This is a genomic window from Pseudomonas sp. SJZ077, assembly GCF_007993905.1.
GTDB classification, from domain to species: Bacteria; Pseudomonadota; Gammaproteobacteria; order Pseudomonadales; family Pseudomonadaceae; genus Aquipseudomonas; species Aquipseudomonas mandelii.
The window spans coordinates 145,281-163,554 of sequence record NZ_VIUJ01000006.1 but is presented as its reverse complement, the minus strand read 5'-3'; the positions used below and the strand labels follow the sequence as shown (position 1 = coordinate 163,554).

Genomic DNA, 18,274 nt, shown 5'->3' with positions numbered 1-18,274 from the left:
CGACGCTCCGGGAGCATCCCATGAAGACTCCAATCTGGCTGGCCGTGGTCTGCCTGGCCGCCAGCCTGCCGACCCAGGCACAGACGTTCAAACCCATTGAACTGAAGGATCAGGAGTTGGCAACCCTGCGTGGCCGTTATGTCATGCCAGGACGGATTATCAGTTTCGGCATTTCGATGACCAGCACTTGGCAAAATGCCAATGGTGAAGTGATCGGGGCAACGTCCACGATGCAAATTCAACAATCGACCATCAAGCCACAGTTTTATGTGTCGATGATCGACGAAAAAGGGAATGGATCGACCCGTTCGCAAGGCGCCAGCACGGGCACGGGCACCGTCACCGGCGGCAACGGCCTCAATACCACCGAAGGCGTCACTCAAGTCGTGCGGGCTGCCGGCGACAACAATACGGCCTACAACAACGTTGATATCAACGTCACCAAGGCAAACCAAGCGCCAGCAACGCAACAGCAGGGCCAGGCACTGGCCGCAGGCACGACATTGGTCGGCAACAATGGCGCGGGCTCAATGAGTGTTACCTCGACCGGTACGGGTGTGCAATTCAACATCGTGGCCAACAACAACCAGGGCAATACCGTACAACGCCTGGCCCAGGGTGGCCTGATGCAGAACACGACATTGCTCGGCAGTAGCAACCAGGTCCGCAACCTCACCTCCTTCAATGTCGTGCTGCGTGACAACGTGCCGTCAGCCGGATCGGTGAGCGGCAATCTGGACCAGCTCAAAGGTCTTCGCACTATCGGATTCTGATCTACGCTCAGTCTCATCAGATGTAGTCAGAAGGGACGGCTAACACATGCAACGATCTTTTACGTTCAGAGCTTTGGTATGTTTGAGTAGCCTGGCCCCGGCCACAATGCTTTACGCAGCACCGGACCCCCAGGTCGAAATCCTGAAACAAGAACTCATGGAGTTGAAACAGCGTTACGAAGCACAACAGAACGCGTTGATGGTACTTGAGCAACGCGTTCGCCAAGTCGAAGAAACACCGCAGGCACCGGCTCCCAAGCGCCTGACCAAATCCCCCGCCGAACCCTCCCGGGGTAACCAGGCGGTCGCCGCTGGTGCGCCGGGCACCACCGGCAGCTCCTATGGCCAATCGCTCAAGGGCGATTCGGAACCTGCGCAAAGCGTTTCCAACCTGTATGACGAAGCCAGCGGCTTCTTCGGTGGCGGCAAGTTCAGCGTCGAAACCGGCCTGACCTACACGCACTACGATACCCGCGCCTTGACGCTCAACGGCTTCCTGGCCCTGGACTCGATTTTCCTCGGCAACATCAACCTCGACCGCATCAAGGCCGACAACTGGACCCTGGACCTGACTGCCCGCTACAACGTGGCACAACGTTGGCAGTTCGACATTAACGTCCCAGTGGTTTACCGCGAATCAACGTACTCCTCCGGCGGCGCTGGTGGCGCTGGTCCGGTGACGTCTGACGCCACCGTGACTCGCGACCCGACCATCGGCGATGTGAACGTTGGCGTTGCCTACAAGTTTCTGGATGAGTCGGTCAGCCTGCCCGATGCGGTCGCTACACTGCGCGTCAAGGCCCCGACCGGCAAGGACCCCTACGGCATCAAGCTGGTCAGCGACCCTACCAACGATAACCTCTCGGTCCCCGAGGATTTGCCGACCGGCAATGGTGTCTGGGCAATCACCCCAGGTATCTCGCTGGTCAAGACCTTCGACCCTGCCGTGCTGTTCGGCAGCCTGTCCTACACCTATAACGTGCAAGACTCTTTCAGCGACATCAGCCCTCAGGTCGGCTCCAAGGTAAAAGGGGACGTGAAACTGGGCGATTCCTGGCAGATCGGCGCCGGCATTGCCTTCGCCTTGAACGAGAAGATGAGTATGTCGTTCTCGTTCACCGATCAGTTCGCCCGCAAGAGCAAGATCAGGCCGGACGGTGGTGATTGGCAGTCGATTTCCAACAGCGACTACAACTCGGCCAACTTCAACATCGGTATGACCCTGGCCGCCTCCGATAACCTGACGATCGTACCCAACCTGGCCATCGGCCTGACCGACGACTCGCCAGACTTCTCCTTCAGCCTGAAATTCCCGTACTACTTCTGATCCACCACAACAAAGCCCCGCTGCGACTTCAATCCCAGCGGGGCTTTTGTGTGTGGAACATTAAATCTGCGTCTAACGGATCTGATGCTTGTGCAACAAACGGTAAAAGGTCGGCCTGGATATCCCCAACACTTTGGCGGCAATGCTCAAGTTATCGCTGTGGCGGTTGAGTACATCGCACAAGGCCTGGCGTTCAGCGCGGGTCTTGTAGTCTTCCAGCGTGCCCATCGGCGCAGGAATGACGTGCTGGCTGATCAGCCCAAGGTCTCGCGCTTCGATCTGCCGGCCTTCGGCCAGTACCAACCCGCGACGTACCCGGTTGGCCAGCTCGCGAACATTGCCCGGCCAGTCGTGCTTGCCCATGGCAATCAAGGCGTCGTCGCTGAAGCTGCGGGGGCGGCGCCCGGTTTCATGGCTGTAGAAGTGGGAAAAGTGGTTGGCCAGCATGGATAAGTCACCATGGCGCTCACGCAGCGGCGCGGTGACGACCTGCAATACGTTAAGGCGGTAGTACAAATCCTCACGGAAGGTTTTTTTCTCGACGGCCGCCTCAAGGTCGACATGAGTCGCCGCCAACACCCGCACATCCACCGGAATCGGCTGGCTGCCGCCGACATGCTCGATATGTTTCTCCTGCAGAAAGCGCAGCAGATTGGCTTGCAACTCCAGTGGCAGGTCACCGATCTCATCGAGAAACAATGTGCCGCCATTCGCCGCTTCGATCCGACCGACCTTGCGTTGATGGGCGCCGGTAAAGGCGCCCTTCTCATGACCAAACAGCTCCGACTGGATCAAGTGTTCGGGAATTGCCCCGCAATTGATCGCCACAAACGGCTTGTTGTGACGCTGGGATTGTCGATGGAGCGTGCGGGCGACCAATTCTTTACCGGTTCCGCTTTCACCACGAATCAATACTGGCGACTCGGTAGGCGCCAGCTTGCTCAGTAACTTGCGTAGCTCGCGAATCGGCTTGCTGTCGCCAAGCAGCTCGTGCTCAGGCTGATCAATATGAATCGTGCCCTGTCCGCGCAGGCGCGCCATTCCAAACGCCCGGCCCAGCGTGACTTGCACCCGGGACACGTCAAACGGCAAGGTATGGAAGTCAAAAAACCATTCGCAAACGAAATCTCCGACATTTTGCAGGCGCAGGACTTCCTGGTTGAGCACGGCGATCCACTCGGTACCGCTGCGGCTGATCAGTTCTTTGACCGCTTCCGGGCGTTCCAGATGAAAAGGTTGTAATCGCAGGAGGCCGACGTCGCACGTTCGGTCGGCGGCGTTCTCTAAGGAACAGCTGTCAACATCCCAGCCCACAGAGCGCAGCCCCGGCAGCAGACGATAGCAGTCGTCGCAGGGATCCACTACTAACAGACGTCGTAACGCAGGCGTTTCGATCATGACTGTTCCTTGACGCCAAACTTTAGGAAATATTATTAAAAACAGTCGTTTGGCGGATCTGGCTGTAACATTAGCAAGAATTTGACGCACCCTTGTACCGTTTGACTATAGGTACACCGCATTATTAGTTATAAGAATGAGTTTGTTAGTTACCTAACGAGTTCAACCTTTCATTCAGCTTTCAAAAACCGCTCTGCCATTGAGTATATGAAAGAAAGTTGAAATTTCTTTTGATGGAGTGTGACCTGACCCCCGGTTGAAGGCATCAGTACAAGTAACCAGCCGAACGGTAAGCCCAACCGACGGCCTGTCACTTGATTGGGCATATAGAGAGAAGACCCCATGACTGCCCCGCTCCGTATCAACGAAGCTCTTTTGATTGCCAACCGCGCATTCCAACCTTTTCAATGCGTGGCCTGGGCCCCACAAGATGGCAATGGCGAACTCAGCCTGACCATTATCGACCGCACCAATGCCCACATTGGCCGCACACAAATTCCGAGCAGTACTTATTCCGACCCCGCGCAACTTGAACACATTCTTGAAGAAGCTCGCGCCGAACTGAGCGAGGAAGGTTACAACCTGCAATCGTGGTCGATGCCACACTAAGGACGTTGGCGGATGACTTAAGTTGTCCGCCTCTTCTCCTTTCTTTTAGCGAACTACGTCGGTCGTCACGCCCCCCCATTCCAACTTGCCCGCCACGAATTACTTGGCAGGCTTGTCAGTGGTTCGAAAAGTCACTGTTCTGGCACAAAGCGACCCTCCACCTGTGAGTTGTGACAGTTGTGCAATCGAGCGTTCAGGGATTGAATGTTCTGCACACGCAGTTGCCCTCCCGGTTCCCGGGTTTCGGTCAGCTCGCAAGGAGATGCGCGCATGCCCACCCTGACTGCTTTTGCCCGACCTGCCGCGCAGCGCACGGCCGGCCTCCTCGATAAAAGCTTCGCCTCCAATGGCAAAACCCAAGTGTATTTCGCCGGCAGTACGTCGAGCATCGCCAACGGCGTGGCGATCGACTCGAGCGGTCGCGTACTGGTGGCGGCGAAAGTCGGCACTCGAGGGGGCCATTGCTTTGGCCTGGCTCGCTTGCTTGAAGACGGTTCGGCAGACCTGGCATTCGGCGCTCATGGCAGCGTCATCGGGCAATTTCAGCGCGGTCATGAGGCCATGGCGGGAAAAGTCCTCGTATTGGGCGACGGGAACATCCTGGTCGCCGGCCTGCACTATGAAGACGCTCATCGGACGCTGCCGGCCTTGGCGCTGTTCGACGCGCAAGGTCACCCGGTCAGGGACTTTGGCGACAATGGATGCTGCGTCATACGCCTGCCGGGGAATCTGTCCCAGGGCGTGCGCGACGCCTGGCTCCCTCCCGGCGTACCGGGGGCCGAAGCCTGCGACGTCCAGGTACAGGCTGACGGCCGAATCCTGCTGCTGGCCAATCACCCTTTCGAACTGGCCGATCACGTCGGCCTGCTGATTCGCCTGACCGACACTGGCGAACTCGACACCACCTTCAACGGCCGCGGCTTTGTCATGGTCAGGCATTTGCTGATGAACACCTGGCTCAGCAGCCTGCTGTTGCAGCGGGACGGCCGGATCATGGTCGGTGGATCGATCAACTTCCCTGAAGAAGGCTTGCTGGCGCGCTACCTGCCCGACGGCAGTCTGGATGATCACTTCGCCGTGGATGGTTTCATGACTTTCAGTGTTGAGGGGCACAGCGCTCAGGTCAGCCAGATCGTCCAGCAGGAAAATGGTGATTTGCATTGTTTTGGCAGCAGCCGCGACCCGATGCATTGCCTGGCGCTGACACTGCACAGCAACGGTCGCCCGGACGTTCATTGCAACGGTGGCCAGCCACACCTGCTGAAAATCGGACCCAGTGGCTGCCAGTGGAACGCCGCCCAACTCCAGCCGGACGGCCGTGTGCTGGCGGTTGGCGCCACGATTGGCGGAGTCGAAGCCGACTTTCTTCTGGCTCGGTACTTGCCGGGCGGGCAACTCGATCCTGGTTTTGCCGAGGGCACTTGTTGGGTTCGCACCCGTCTGGGGCGCAGCCTGGACACCGCCACATCAGTGGCCGTTCAGCCGAATGGAGGCATCGTCGTAGGCGGTTATTCGCTGGACGGCAACTACCGGGCGGTTGTGGTGCGCTATCTCGGCTAAGCCGACGACTTTTCCCACACTTGATCTTCCCGTCGGCTTACGGCAAGTTGCGCGCTTCTTAATACAAGGAGTAGCCGATGTCCGGTTCAATGGCCCAGGCCTTCGCGCACAACTTTCTAGGCCACTCGCCTCGCTGGTACAAGGCGAGCATTGTCGGTTTCCTGATTCTCAACGCCCTGGTGTTGTGGACCGTCGGTCCGGTGGCGGCCGGTTGGCTGCTGGTGCTGGAGTTCATCTTCACCCTGGCCATGGCGCTCAAATGTTATCCGCTGATGCCGGGCGGGTTGCTGCTGATTGAAGCGCTGCTGCTGAAAATGACCACGCCCCAGGCACTCTATGACGAACTGGTGCACAACTTTCCGGTGATCCTGCTGCTGATGTTCATGGTGGCAGGCATCTACTTCATGAAAGACCTGCTGCTGTTTCTGTTCTCGCGCCTGCTGCTGGGGGTTCGTTCCAAGGCCCTGCTGGCCTTGATGTTCTGCTTTCTCTCGGCGTTTCTGTCGGCATTCCTCGACGCCCTGACGGTGACGGCGGTGATCATCAGTGCCGCCGTGGGGTTTTACTCGGTGTATCACCGCGTCGCCTCGGGCAATGATCCGCGTCAGGACAGTGAGTTCAGTAATGACCAGCACCTGCCCAAATTGCACCACGACGACCTCGATCAGTTCCGTGCTTTCCTGCGCAGCCTGCTGATGCACGGTGCCGTGGGCACGGCATTGGGTGGCGTCTGTACGCTGGTCGGCGAGCCGCAGAACCTGTTGATCGGCCATGAAATGGGCTGGCACTTCGCCGAGTTTTTCCTGAAGGTCGCCCCGGTGTCGCTGCCCGTGCTGGCAGCGGGCCTGGTGACGTGCGTGCTGTTAGAGAAACTGCGCTGGTTCGGTTATGGCACGCTGCTGCCGGACAACGTGCGCGCGGTGTTGGCCAACTATGCCGCCGAAGACAATGCCGAACGCACTTCACGCCAGCGCGCAGCGTTGCTGGTGCAAGGCGCGGCGGCGCTGATCCTGATTGCCGGGCTGGCATTTCATATCGCCGAGGTCGGCCTGATCGGCTTGATGGTGATCGTGTTGATCACCGCCTTCACCGGCATCACCGACGAGCACCGCATCGGCAACGCGTTCAAGGACGCCATGCCGTTCACGGCCCTGTTGGTGGTGTTCTTCGCGGTGGTTGCGGTCATCCACGATCAGCAGTTGTTCACGCCGCTGATCCAGTGGGTGCTGGCGCTGCCGGCCGATCAACAGCCGGGCATGTTGTTCTTTGCCAACGGTTTGCTGTCGGCCATCAGCGACAACGTGTTTGTGGCGACCATTTACATCACCGAAGTGAAACAGGCGTTCATCTCCGGCAATATGAGCCGCGAGCATTTTGAAACGCTGGCCATTGCGATCAATACCGGCACCAACTTGCCGAGCGTGGCGACACCCAATGGCCAGGCGGCGTTTCTGTTTTTGCTGACGTCGGCGATTGCGCCGCTGATTCGCCTGTCGTACGGGCGGATGGTGTGGATGGCGGTGCCGTATACGGTGGTGATGGGTGTGCTGGGTTGGTACGCCGTGAGTTTCTGGCTTTGAGTTAGCAGGTTTGACGCCTTCGCGGGCAAGCCTCGTTCCCACAGGTCAGTGTAGGAGCGAGGCTTGCCCGCGAAGAACGATAACGCGGTTTAACCCACGTTGAGGATGTATTGCTCGATCGCCTGGGCCGCGCCGTCTTCGGTATTGGCACCTGTCACCACGTCGGCCTGGCGCTTCACCGCTTCTTCCGCCTGCCCCATGGCAATTGACAACCCGGCACGATGAAACATCGCCGGGTCATTGCCGCCATCGCCCATCGCGGCAGTCTGCTCCAGCGGCACACCGAGAAACTCCGCCAGTGTCGCCAGTGCGGCACCCTTGTTGGCGAGCATCGCTGTCACGTCCAGGTACACCGGTTGCGACCGCGAGACTTGTGCCTGGCCTTCCACTTTCGGCAGCAGCTGCGCTTCCAGCTCAATCAACAACTGCGTGTTGTGGCTGGTGGCAACAATCTTGTCGATGCGCGTCAGATACGGCTCGAAACTCTCGACCACCACCGGCGGATAGCCGAGGCCGTGCTGTTCGCGTGGGACCATCGGCCCGTGCGGGTCTTTCAGCAACCAGTCACCGCCACTGAACACCCAGATTTCCACGTCCGCCTGATCGGCAAACAGCGCCAACGCCGTCAGCGCAGCCGTGGCCGGCAAATAATGCGCGACCAGCACGCTGCCGTCCGGATGGACGATCGTGCCGCCATTGAATGCCGCCGTCGGCAGGTCGACACCGAGGGCTTCGATCTGCTGCAGCATGGCTTTCGGTGGACGCCCGGTGGCCAGGCTGAACAGCACGCCGGCCTCACGTAACGAACGGACGGCCTCGATGGTGCGCTGACTGAGGCTGTGATCGGGCAGCAGCAAAGTGCCGTCCATGTCGCTCAGCAGAAAACGGATGGATTGTGGCGTGACGTCACTCATCCGAGGCTGTGCCAGACGCGACCGTCGCGGGCCAGCAGTTCATCAGCCGCCTCCGGGCCGTTCTCGCCCGCCGGATAGCGCTGCACGCTCGCGTCCTGCTGCCAGGCATCGAGGAATGGCTGCACGGCGCGCCAGCCGTTCTCGATGTTGTCGGCGCGCTGGAACAGCGTCTGATCACCCGTCAGGCAATCGTAGATCAGCGTTTCGTAGCCGGTGGACGGCTGCATTTCAAAGAAATCCTTGTAGGCAAAACCCAGCTCGATGTTGGCCATTTTCAAGGCCGGCCCGGGCCGCTTGGCCAACAGGTCGAACCACATGCCTTCGTTGGGTTGAATCTGAATCCGCAGGTAGGTCGGTTGCAGCTCATCGACCTCGGTATCGCGGAACTGCGCGTAGGGCGCAGGCTTGAAGCAGATGACGATCTCGGTGTCACGCACACTCATGCGTTTGCCGGTGCGCAGGTAAAACGGCACGCCGACCCAACGCCAGTTGTCGATCATGACCTTGAGCGCGACGTAGGTTTCGGTGTTGCTGTCGGACGCTACGTTGGCTTCCTCACGATAACCCGCCAAGGACTTGCCATCGCGTTCGCCGGCCGTGTATTGGCCACGCACCGAGTTGGCTCGCGCCTCTTCCGTGGACCACGGACGTATCGCGCCGACCACTTTGGCTTTCTCGCCACGGACTGCATCGGCGCCAAAGGCTGCCGGCGGTTCCATCGCGACCATCGCCAGCAACTGAAACAGGTGATTGGGCACCATGTCCCGCAAGGCGCCCGTGTGTTCATAAAAACTGCCACGGGTTTCCACACCGACGGCTTCGGCGGCGGTGATCTGCACGTGGTCGATGTAATGGTTGTTCCAGAACGCTTCGAACAGGCTGTTGGAGAACCGGCTGATCAAAATGTTCTGCACGGTTTCCTTGCCCAGGTAGTGATCGATCCGGTAAATCTGGTTTTCCGACATCACCTTGAGCAGACATGCATTCAACGCTTCGGCGGTGTGCAGATCGGAGCCGAACGGTTTTTCGATCACCACCCTTCTGAACGCTTCGGGTGTCTCTTGCAGCAAGCCGGCGGTGCCGAGGCGGCGCACCACTTCACTGAAGAAACGTGGCGCGGTGGCCAGGTAGAACACCGCATTGCCCGTGCCGCTGGCGGCGATTTTCGCCGCCAGCGCTTGATATGTGCTGTCGTCCAGGAAATCGCCCTGGACGTAGCTGATGCCTTTGGCCAGTTTGGCCCACAGCGCCGGGTCAAGGGCTTCATCGCCCTTGCCGACTTTGGTGGCCGCTTCGGTGCGGATGAAATCTTCAAGCTTCTGCGCAAAGGCTTCGTCACTGATGGCGTTGTGGTCAACGCCGATGATCCGCAGTCCATCGCCTAGCAGACCGTCGCGACTCAAGTTGTACAGCGCCGGCATCAGCAAGCGCTTGACCAGGTCACCATGGGCACCGAACAGAAACAGCGTGGTCGGTGGTGCGGGTTCTGCTTTCGATTTATTGCGGATCAGACGGGTCATTTTTTCGAAGTCTCCACGTGGCCGCCGAAGCCGAAGCGCTGGGCCGAGAGGATCTTGTCGCCAAAGGTGCCTTGGCCGCGCGATCGGTAGCGCGAGAACAACGAGTTCGACAGCACCGGAACAGGCACCGATTGCTCCATGGCGGCTTCGATGGTCCAGCGGCCTTCACCGCTGTCAGCCACGGAGCCGGAGTACCCGTCGAGTTTCGGATCGCTGGCCAGTGCGTCGGCGGTCAGGTCGAGCAACCACGACGACACCACGCTGCCACGGCGCCAGACTTCGGCGATGTCGGCCACGTTCAGGTCGAAACGTTGGTCTTCCGGCAGGTTTTCGCTGGCTTTGGTCTTGAGGATGTCGAAGCCTTCGGCAAAGGCCTGCATCATTCCGTACTCGATGCCGTTGTGGATCATCTTCACGAAATGGCCAGAACCTGCAGGGCCGGCGTGGATGTAACCGCGCTCGGCGCGATCGTCTTCCGACTTGCGGTCCTTGGTACGCGGGATGTCGCCCATGCCGGGGGCCAGGCTGTCGAACAGCGGATCAAGGCGTTTCACCACCTCGGCTTCGCCGCCGATCATCATGCAGTAACCGCGCTCCAGGCCCCAGACGCCGCCGGATGTGCCGACATCGATGTAGTGCAGGCCTTTTTCCGACAGGGTTTTCGCCCGGCGGATGTCGTCCTTATAGAAGGTGTTGCCGCCGTCGATGATGGTGTCGCCGGCTTCGAGCAAGGTGCTCAGGGAGTCGATGGTGTCTTCGGTCGGCGCACCGGCCGGCAGCATGACCCACACCGCACGTGGCTTGGCCAGGCCTGCGACCAGCGCCGGCAAGTCGATGACGCCCTTGGCGCCTTCTGCTGCCAGGGTGTCGACGAAGGCGGTATTGCGGTCGTAAACAACGGTGGTATGCCCGTTGAGCATCAGGCGACGCGCAATATTTCCGCCCATGCGGCCCAGTCCAATAATCCCGAGTTGCATGTGCTGATGCTCCCTACTACAAATAAAGTGTGTCAAAGGTTATAGCCCAACGCGACCAATGAGGGTTAGTCCAGAGCGTTGGCGTGAAGTTTCCGGGCATTGTGCCCGATCCTGACTGATAACGTCGGAAATCGAACTCAAGACACAACGACCATGAAAAATAAAAAAGTTCCCTTCAGGGGCAAAAGAAATCAAAATCGGTGCCGATAGTAATACAGCACCCGATGTCGGGGCGGTTTTACAGTTGATGCACGCCATTTGCGAGGTGAGCAATGGGCACAGTACAAGCAGCACGGCCAGCACAAACCCTTTACGTCACGATCCGTCGTGATGAATTGCGCCAGTTGAAAGAAGAGCGCGACCTGTTGAAGCAGGAGCTCGCGCAGCTGCGCTTACTCACACAAAGCTCTTCGGCTCAGCCCTTGCCCGTCACCGCGCGCGCACCACACGCCTGATCCCCCGCCTGACTCGGAAACAGCCTTCTGCTGTTTCCGACACCGCTTCCCAGCCTTGCCGTTTGCGGCAACTCACAAAGTTTTCACATCGACGTGTTGATACTCCGGCTCATTATGGCCGCTCGGTATCCGCGCGGTTTCCGTTCGTCGGCAACATGGAAGGCTCCCGACGGGTCGACGCGATTTGATATTTTTGGCTGGAGCGCTGAATGACTGTGTTTAAACGCAGCAATACGACTGCGAAAGGTTTTGATTGGGCAGGATTTCTCTGGTTGTTCCTGTTCTTCTGGTATTTTTCCGGCATCACCCAATTACTCATTCAATTGACGGGCACCTCGGGCTTCACCGGGTTCCGCCAAGCCTTTGTGATGAGCGCCATCTGGCTTGCACCGATGCTGCTGTTCCCTAGACAGACTCGTGTCATGGCCGCGGTGATCGGCGTGGTGCTGTGGGCCTGTTCGATGGCCAGCCTGGGTTACTTCTTCATCTATCAGCAGGAATTCTCCCAGAGCGTCATCTTCATCATGTTCGAATCGAACATCAGTGAAGCGGGCGAGTACATGACCCAGTATTTCGCCTGGTGGATGGTGGCGGCGTTCCTCGCCCATACACTGTTTGCTTATTTCCTGTGGACCCGCTTGCGCCCGGTGTACATGCCCCGTGGACGTGCGCTGGTGGCCGCGACGGCCATTATCGTGGCCGTGGTCGGTTACCCGCTGATCAAGCAAACCGCGCGTACCGGCAGCCTGGCTGGTGGCTTCGAGAAATTCGAAACCCGTATCGAGCCGGCGGTGCCTTGGCAGATGGCTGTGGCGTATCACCGTTACCTCGACACCCTGGCCGGCATGCAAGACATGCTCGACAGCGCGAGCAAGATTCCACCGCTCAAGAACCTCAAGGACACGATGGCCAACCAGCCAGCGACCCTGGTGCTGGTGATCGGCGAGTCCACCAACCGTCAGCGCATGAGCCTCTATGGCTACCCGCGTGAAACCACGCCGGAACTGGACAAGCTCAAGGATCAGATGGCGGTCTTCGACAACGTCATCACCCCGCGCCCGTACACCATCGAGGCGTTGCAGCAGGTGCTGACGTTCGCCGACGAAGAAAACCCGGACCTTTACCTGTCCACGCCGTCCGTGGTCAGCATGATGAAACAGGCCGGTTACAAGACCTTCTGGATCACCAACCAGCAAACCATGACCAAGCGCAACACCATGCTCACCACGTTCTCCGAACAGGCCGACGAGCAGGTGTACCTGAACAACAATCGCAACCAGAACGCCGCGCAGTACGATGGCGACGTCATCGCGCCATTTAACAAGGCCCTGGCAGACGCCGCACCGCGCAAGCTGATCGTGGTGCATTTGCTCGGCACGCACATGAGCTATCAGTACCGGTACCCACCGACCTTCGACAAGTTCACCGATCGCAAAGGCGTGCCGGACGGCGTGCGTGACGACCAGGTACCGACGTACAACAGCTATGACAACGCCGTGTTGTACAACGATTTCGTGGTGTCCAGCCTGATCAAGGACTACGCCAAATCCGATCCGAACGGCTTCCTGATGTACCTCTCGGACCACGGCGAAGATGTCTTCGACTCCGTGGGCCACAGCACGCTGGGACGCAACGAGGCCAAGCCGACGGCGCCGATGTACACCATTCCGTTCATGGCCTGGGCTTCGCCGAAATGGCGTGAAACCCACGACTGGAGTTTTGCCGGTGACCTGGCACGGCCTTATAGCAGCTCGCAACTGATCCACACCTGGGCGGACTTGGCGGGTCTGAGTTTTGATGAGCTGGACCGCAGCAAGAGCCTGGTCAGCGACAGCTTCACGCCGCGTCCGTTGATGATCGGCAATCCGTATGAGCGTCAGTCGCGCCCGCTGATCGACTTCAGCCTGATGAAACCGAAAAGCACGCCGACCGATCCGGCGGTCGCGCAGAAATGATGCCCTGAGGGATCGGCGCCGATCTTTCACTCTGTCGAGAACCCTGCGGGAGCTTGCTCCCACAGGGTTACACCAGCCCCGCCTTAACGTCTCCGAAACATCTTAAAATAACAATAATTCTCGTTTAGACCTAAATCCCCTCTCCCACCTTCGTCTTTGAACAAACGGAATTTTTCCCTCGAAGACAAGGAGTCGGCTGCGATGTTCGCGCCTATCACCCGTTCCATGACCTTTACCCTGGGCCTGTGCAGTGCTGCCCTGAGCCCCGACCTGCTGGCTGAAACCGCCCCGGCTCAAGAGCCGAGCCGCACCCTTGAACTGGGTGCAACCAATGTGACAGCCCAGGGATTGGGCAGCACCACCGAAAACACCGAGTCATACACCACCGGTGCCATGAGCACCGCTACGCGGCTCAACCTGTCGATCAAGGAAACGCCGCAATCGGTGTCCGTGGTCACCCGCCAGCAAATGGACGACTTCAAACTCGGCACGCTTTCCGAAGCCATGAGCCAGACCACCGGCGTAGTGGTTCAGCACAACGATTCGGACCGCGTCAGCTATTCGTCCCGCGGTTACTCGATCAACAATTTCCAGATCGATGGAATGCTCAACACCTTCAGCTACATGAAGTCCGATTCCGACACCATTATTTACGACCGCATCGAAGTGGTTCGCGGCGCGACCGGCCTGACCACGGGCGCCGGCGATCCTTCCGCGACGATCAACATGGTGCGCAAACGGCCGACCGCACAATGGGAGGCCCAGACCGGTGTCAGCGGCGGCAGCTATGACGATTACTACAGTTACGTCGATGTCGGCGGACCGCTGGCCTTCGACGGCCGCTTGCGCGGTCGCGGTGTGCTGGCTTATCGCGACAGCGGTTCCTACCGAGACAAGTACGCGTTGCAACGGGAAGTCGGCTACGGGATTCTCGAAGCTGACCTGACCGATGACACCGTGCTGGCCGTGGGATACGACTACCAAAACAAACAGGTGCAAGGCACCTCTTGGGGCACCGTGCCCTACTGGAATGCTGACGGCAGCAAAGCCAACCTCGGACGCTCCACCAACATGGCCACACCGTGGAGTTCCTGGCCACTGAAAGACAAGACCGCGTTTGCCACGCTGGACCAGCAACTGGGCGCCGACTGGCACCTCAAGGCCGCTTACACCCACCGTGAGAGTGACACCGACGGCAAGATCTACTACGGCGGTGGCGGCTTCCCCGAGGCCGATCGCAGCGGCATGATCGCCAACGTCAGCCACATGGTCGGCACGCAAAAAATGAAAGCCTATGACTTCAACGTGTCCGGCCCTTATTCGCTGTTCGGGCGTGAGCACGAAATGATGATCGGCTATGGCGAAGCCGAACGCAGCGAAGACAACCCTTACACGGTAGACGGCCCGCGGTCGCCGGATTACGAGAAAGTCCCCGACTGGAAGTACATGGGTGGCATTCCCAAATTCCCGGACACCGTCACCGGCCTGAAAGGCTCCGATGAAAGCACCCGGCAAAAGGCCGGTTACCTGGCCACGCGCCTGACCCTGACCGACGACCTGCACGCGGTACTCGGCAGTCGCTATGGCACGTGGGAAATTTCAAGAAAGGCCAACCAATACGACGGCAATCTGCAACTGACCGGTGTCGAATCCACCAGCCAGAAGCACAACGACATGTGGACACCTTACGCCGGGCTGCTCTACGACATCACGCCTGAATACACCGCTTATGTCAGCTACACCGATATTTTCAAGCCGCAGGACGAGCGTGACAGCAATCACAACTACCTCGAGCCAGTGGTCGGCAGCAACTATGAACTGGGGCTCAAGGGCAGCCTGCTCGAAGAGCGACTGAACCTCGCCACCGCGGTGTTCTGGAGCAAGCAGGATAACGTGGCCGAACTCGACGACTCGGTGCCACCGGACCCGGTCACCGGTGAGGAATTCTTCAAATCGGGCGGCAAAGGCAACAAAGTCCAGGGTTTCGAAGCCGAGGTCTCAGGTGAAGTGATGGCAGGCTGGAACATGACGGCCGGCTACACCTACACCCACTCGGCCAATGGCGAGAAGCAGCGCAACAACACCAACCAGCCGTTGAACATGTTCCGCTTCTCCACGGCTTACCGCTTGCCCGGCGACTGGCAGGCACTGACCGTGGGCGGCGCGGTGAACTGGCAAAGCGACGTCTACCGCGCCGCCAGGCGCCCGATCGGCCGTGGCGCCGATGGCGAGATCATCACCGCCAGCACCAACATCCGTCAGGAGGCCTACACCGTGGTCAAACTGATGTCGCGCTACGCATTTGATCAGCACCTGTCGGCTTCGCTGAACGTCGATAACCTGTTCGACAAGAAGTATTACGACAACGTCGGCTTCTACAACGGCGTCTACTGGGGTGACCCGCGCACGGTCACCCTGAGCCTGGACTGGAAGCTCTGACGCAGATCATATCCAGCTGACGGAATCGGCGGATAATGGCTTGGCAACATTGGTTCATGGACGAAAGAGCACCCTATCCGCAGTAGGAGGCACACCATGAAACGTACCGCGTTGATTCTTGCCAGTCTGATGATGTTCGGTTCGACCGCAGCCTTTGCAGAAGGCGGCGCCGAGCGCATGAGGTATTACTTCGAAACCCTGCACTTCAAACAACAGCAGGCCAACGGCATCGAGACCAGGACGATCGAGCTGAGGGTTCCGAACGATCAGACCGCGCAAGTGACCGAAACCTATCGGCCGACATAAACGATGGCAAACGGGCGTTCTGAGGGACGCCCTTTTTTATGCCCGCTCGACAGTTTTCACGCGCCCAGGAGCACCCCGCAAAACCCGCCCAGCAGCACCAGTAACCACGGCGGGCACCGCCAGAACAGAAGCGCCATCAATGCCAGGACCGCCATCAGACCATCCAGCGGCCCGAGGATCGAGGTGGTCCACAATGGCTGATACAACGCAGCCAGCAACAACCCGACCACCCCGGCGTTCACCCCGGCCAGCGCCGCTTGCACTCGGCCAATGCCACGCAAGCGCTGCCAGAACGGCAGGACGCCGATCACCAGCAGCAGCGACGGCAGGAAAATCGCCAGGACGCACACCAGCGCGCCGCTCCAGTCGCTGATGGACGCGCCAAGGAACGCCGCAAACGTGAACAATGGTCCTGGCATCGCTTGCGCGGCGGCGTAACCGGCGAGAAACACGTCATTGTCGAGCAATCCCGTGCTCACGACCTGGCTTTGCAACAGCGGCAACACCACATGGCCGCCGCCAAACACCAGCGCCCCCGTGCGGTAGAAACGGTCGAACAGGCTGGTCAGCGAGTCCGGCCAGTAATGCGCAATCAACGGCAACCCCAACAGCAACGTCACGAACACAGCCATCGCCAGCCAGCCGGCCACGCGACTGACCCGAATCGACAAACCCTCCCGTGGCGCTGCATTGGCGTTGTGCAGCAAGACCAGGCCGATCAGCGCCGCCACGGCCATCACCGTCAGTTGCCCGCCCATCGTTGGCCAGAGCAACACCCCGGCAGTCGCCAGCAGCGTGATGCCCACTTGCACCGGACCTCGGCATAACGTGCGGGCCATTCCCCACACGGCCTGGGCAACCACGGCGACGGCGACAATTTTCAGCCCGTGAATCAAACCGGCCGGCAACGCCCAGCCACTGTGGGTGATGCCCAATGCCAGCAGCGTCAGGATCAGCGCCGAGGGCAAGGTAAACCCTGCCCACGCCGCCAATGCCCCCCAATAGCCGGCGCGGGACAAACCCAGCGCCATGCCCACCTGGCTGCTCGCCGGGCCCGGCAGAAACTGGCACAGGGCAATCAGTTCGGCGTAGGCGGCTTCGCCGAGCCAGCGCCGACGTGCCACGAACTCGTCACGAAAATAGCCCAGATGGGCAACAGGACCGCCAAACGAGGTCAGCCCCAGGCGCAGAAAGATCAGGAAAATCGCCCACGGCTTGTCCGTTTTCACGGGTGCCCTGCCTTGCGCGTCATCGAGGCGGCTCATGTGGCGTTAAAGGTCCTTGGTCCAAAACAGCATTCGGCCATGGGCCGGGTCGAACATGCCGGGGGCAAATCCGAACTTGCCATAAGACGCCTGCGCGACGGCATTACCCTCGAGGACTTCCAGGGTGATCTTGCAGCAGCCGCGCTGGCGGGCGATGTCTTCAACTTTTTGCAGCATCTTCTGGCTCAACCCCAGGCCGCGAAACCTGGGCATCACCGCCACATCGTGCACGTTGACCAGCGGCCGGCAGGCAAACGTCGAGAAACCTTCGAAGCAATTGACCAGCCCGGCCGGTTCGCCACCGACAAACGCCAGCACGCTGAATGCATGGGGACGCTTGGCCAGTTCCCCCGGCAGTTGCCGCAGGATGTCCTCGGGCAGTGGGTGCCCGCCGCCCATCGGGTCTTCGGCGTAGGCATTGAGCACCACACCGATTGCCTCGGCATGCAGCCCATTGGTGTAGCTGGCCTGAAGCACTAGAATTTCTGCGGATTCCATTTCCATCGTCAACGTCCCGTCAAATTGGCCCAGCGCGTCGCTCGCGCCGGGAGGTCGATGGACATTATCGCGAGGTGCATTCGGCGGCAACCCGAACCTGTTTCAAACGCCCCAGATCAGCGTTTCGGTCCAGCCCAACTCGGCAAAATCCTCAGCCCTCAGGTGCGACTCCCCGGCACAGAAAAACTCGTCCAGCTGCGGCGGCGTGACCGAGGTGCCGCTGAGCATCGCGTGGACCTGGCCGCGATGATGCAGCTGGTGTTCGAACAAATGCGACAGCAGGCGCAGACGGCTGTCATGTTGCGGCGTGTCCCGGGCGATGGTCACGATGCGTCCCAGGTCGGCGTCGCGCAATTGTTCGCAATAGGCAATAAGGCGACGGTCCACATGCGCTTGTTCACGCTGCAAGTCGGCAGCCGCAGCGAACGGCTCGTCTTTGGCAAAGAACACATAGCAATCAGGATGCGGATCGTCCCCGCGCAGTTCCCGCTCCAGCGCATCCACGTAAAACCAGTCGCACGTCAGGATGTGGTTGAGGGTGGCGATCAGGCTGGGGAAGAAGCTCACTCGCGGTGCCGCCAGTTCGGCCGGGCTCAGCTGAGTCCAGGCCTTGGCGAGTCGGTAATTGGCCCAGGCATTCTGATAGGCCATGGTCAGCAAATGGTGAGACAGAGGCTGATTCATATTCGCGGCTCCCG

16 protein-coding genes are annotated in these 18,274 nt (G+C 59.6%); 9 read left to right on the top strand and 7 right to left on the bottom strand.

Annotated elements, in window-relative coordinates; all coding sequences use genetic code 11:
* Window positions 1-20: 20 nt before the first annotated feature.
* Together FBY01_RS11995 and FBY01_RS11990 are read left to right on the top strand one after the other, a co-directional pair.
* Window positions 21-773 (top strand): hypothetical protein, encoded by a 753-nt coding sequence (locus FBY01_RS11995; protein WP_145307688.1) that lies wholly within the window; start codon window positions 21-23, stop codon window positions 771-773.
* A 46-nt stretch (window positions 774-819) separates the two neighbouring features.
* Window positions 820-2,100 (top strand): hypothetical protein, encoded by a 1,281-nt coding sequence (locus FBY01_RS11990; protein WP_145307690.1) that lies wholly within the window; start codon window positions 820-822, stop codon window positions 2,098-2,100.
* 72 nt (window positions 2,101-2,172) lie between these two features.
* Here FBY01_RS11990 and FBY01_RS11985 read toward each other — a convergent pair whose 3' ends face one another.
* Window positions 2,173-3,498 carry a sigma-54 dependent transcriptional regulator gene (locus FBY01_RS11985; protein ID WP_010460554.1) on the bottom strand — a complete coding sequence of 442 codons (1,326 nt, stop codon included), beginning with the start codon at window positions 3,496-3,498 and terminating at the stop codon, window positions 2,173-2,175.
* A 342-nt stretch (window positions 3,499-3,840) separates the two neighbouring features.
* Between FBY01_RS11985 and FBY01_RS11980 the strand changes: the two genes are divergently transcribed.
* The 3 genes from FBY01_RS11980 (at window position 3,841) to nhaB (ending at window position 7,247) form a co-directional block, all read left to right on the top strand.
* A complete protein-coding gene (locus FBY01_RS11980) occupies window positions 3,841-4,107 on the top strand; it encodes a hypothetical protein (RefSeq protein WP_145307692.1) in 267 nt (88 codons plus the stop codon).
* A 270-nt stretch (window positions 4,108-4,377) separates the two neighbouring features.
* Window positions 4,378-5,667 (top strand): hypothetical protein, encoded by a 1,290-nt coding sequence (locus FBY01_RS11975; protein WP_145307694.1) that lies wholly within the window; start codon window positions 4,378-4,380, stop codon window positions 5,665-5,667.
* Window positions 5,668-5,744: 77 nt separating this feature from the next.
* On the top strand, window positions 5,745-7,247 hold the full coding sequence (gene nhaB / locus FBY01_RS11970; protein ID WP_145307696.1) for a sodium/proton antiporter NhaB: 1,503 nt from the start codon (window positions 5,745-5,747) through the stop codon (window positions 7,245-7,247).
* 89 nt (window positions 7,248-7,336) lie between these two features.
* Here nhaB and FBY01_RS11965 read toward each other — a convergent pair whose 3' ends face one another.
* Genes FBY01_RS11965 through gnd form a run of 3 tightly spaced genes read right to left on the bottom strand, consistent with a single transcriptional unit; the run spans window position 7,337 to window position 10,658 of the window.
* Complete coding sequence (locus FBY01_RS11965; protein ID WP_145307698.1) at window positions 7,337-8,161, bottom strand: HAD family hydrolase; 825 nt, start codon at window positions 8,159-8,161, stop codon at window positions 7,337-7,339.
* Entirely contained in the window at window positions 8,158-9,681 is a 1,524-nt protein-coding gene (gene zwf / locus FBY01_RS11960) for a glucose-6-phosphate dehydrogenase (protein ID WP_145307700.1), read from the bottom strand. Before zwf ends, FBY01_RS11965 begins: the two co-directional genes overlap by 4 nt.
* Window positions 9,678-10,658, bottom strand: a complete 981-nt coding sequence (gene gnd / locus FBY01_RS11955) for a phosphogluconate dehydrogenase (NAD(+)-dependent, decarboxylating) (protein WP_102595630.1) — start codon at window positions 10,656-10,658, stop codon at window positions 9,678-9,680. Before gnd ends, zwf begins: the two co-directional genes overlap by 4 nt.
* A gap of 272 nt (window positions 10,659-10,930) precedes the next feature.
* Between gnd and FBY01_RS11950 the strand changes: the two genes are divergently transcribed.
* The 4 genes from FBY01_RS11950 (at window position 10,931) to FBY01_RS11935 (ending at window position 15,813) form a co-directional block, all read left to right on the top strand.
* Window positions 10,931-11,113, top strand: a complete 183-nt coding sequence (locus tag FBY01_RS11950) for a DUF6026 family protein (RefSeq protein WP_077747795.1) — start codon at window positions 10,931-10,933, stop codon at window positions 11,111-11,113.
* Between the two features lie 209 nt (window positions 11,114-11,322).
* Window positions 11,323-13,068, top strand: a complete 1,746-nt coding sequence (locus tag FBY01_RS11945) for a phosphoethanolamine transferase CptA (protein WP_145307702.1) — start codon at window positions 11,323-11,325, stop codon at window positions 13,066-13,068.
* Window positions 13,069-13,269: 201 nt separating this feature from the next.
* Window positions 13,270-15,507, top strand: coding sequence for a TonB-dependent siderophore receptor (locus tag FBY01_RS11940; RefSeq protein ID WP_145307704.1), 2,238 nt, complete (start codon window positions 13,270-13,272; stop codon window positions 15,505-15,507).
* Window positions 15,508-15,603: 96 nt separating this feature from the next.
* Window positions 15,604-15,813: a hypothetical protein gene (locus tag FBY01_RS11935; protein WP_010460570.1), complete on the top strand. Its 210-nt coding sequence runs from the start codon at window positions 15,604-15,606 to the stop codon at window positions 15,811-15,813.
* Window positions 15,814-15,869: 56 nt separating this feature from the next.
* On the opposite strand, the gene chrA is transcribed toward FBY01_RS11935, so the two are convergent.
* The 3 genes from chrA to FBY01_RS11920 form a co-directional block, all read right to left on the bottom strand.
* A complete protein-coding gene (gene chrA / locus FBY01_RS11930; RefSeq protein ID WP_145307706.1) occupies window positions 15,870-17,078 on the bottom strand; it encodes a chromate efflux transporter in 1,209 nt (402 codons plus the stop codon).
* A 6-nt stretch (window positions 17,079-17,084) separates the two neighbouring features.
* Complete coding sequence (locus FBY01_RS11925; RefSeq protein ID WP_010460575.1) at window positions 17,085-17,576, bottom strand: GNAT family N-acetyltransferase; 492 nt, start codon at window positions 17,574-17,576, stop codon at window positions 17,085-17,087.
* 102 nt (window positions 17,577-17,678) lie between these two features.
* Complete coding sequence (locus tag FBY01_RS11920; RefSeq protein ID WP_077747790.1) at window positions 17,679-18,260, bottom strand: DinB family protein; 582 nt, start codon at window positions 18,258-18,260, stop codon at window positions 17,679-17,681.
* Window positions 18,261-18,274: the final 14 nt, after the last annotated feature.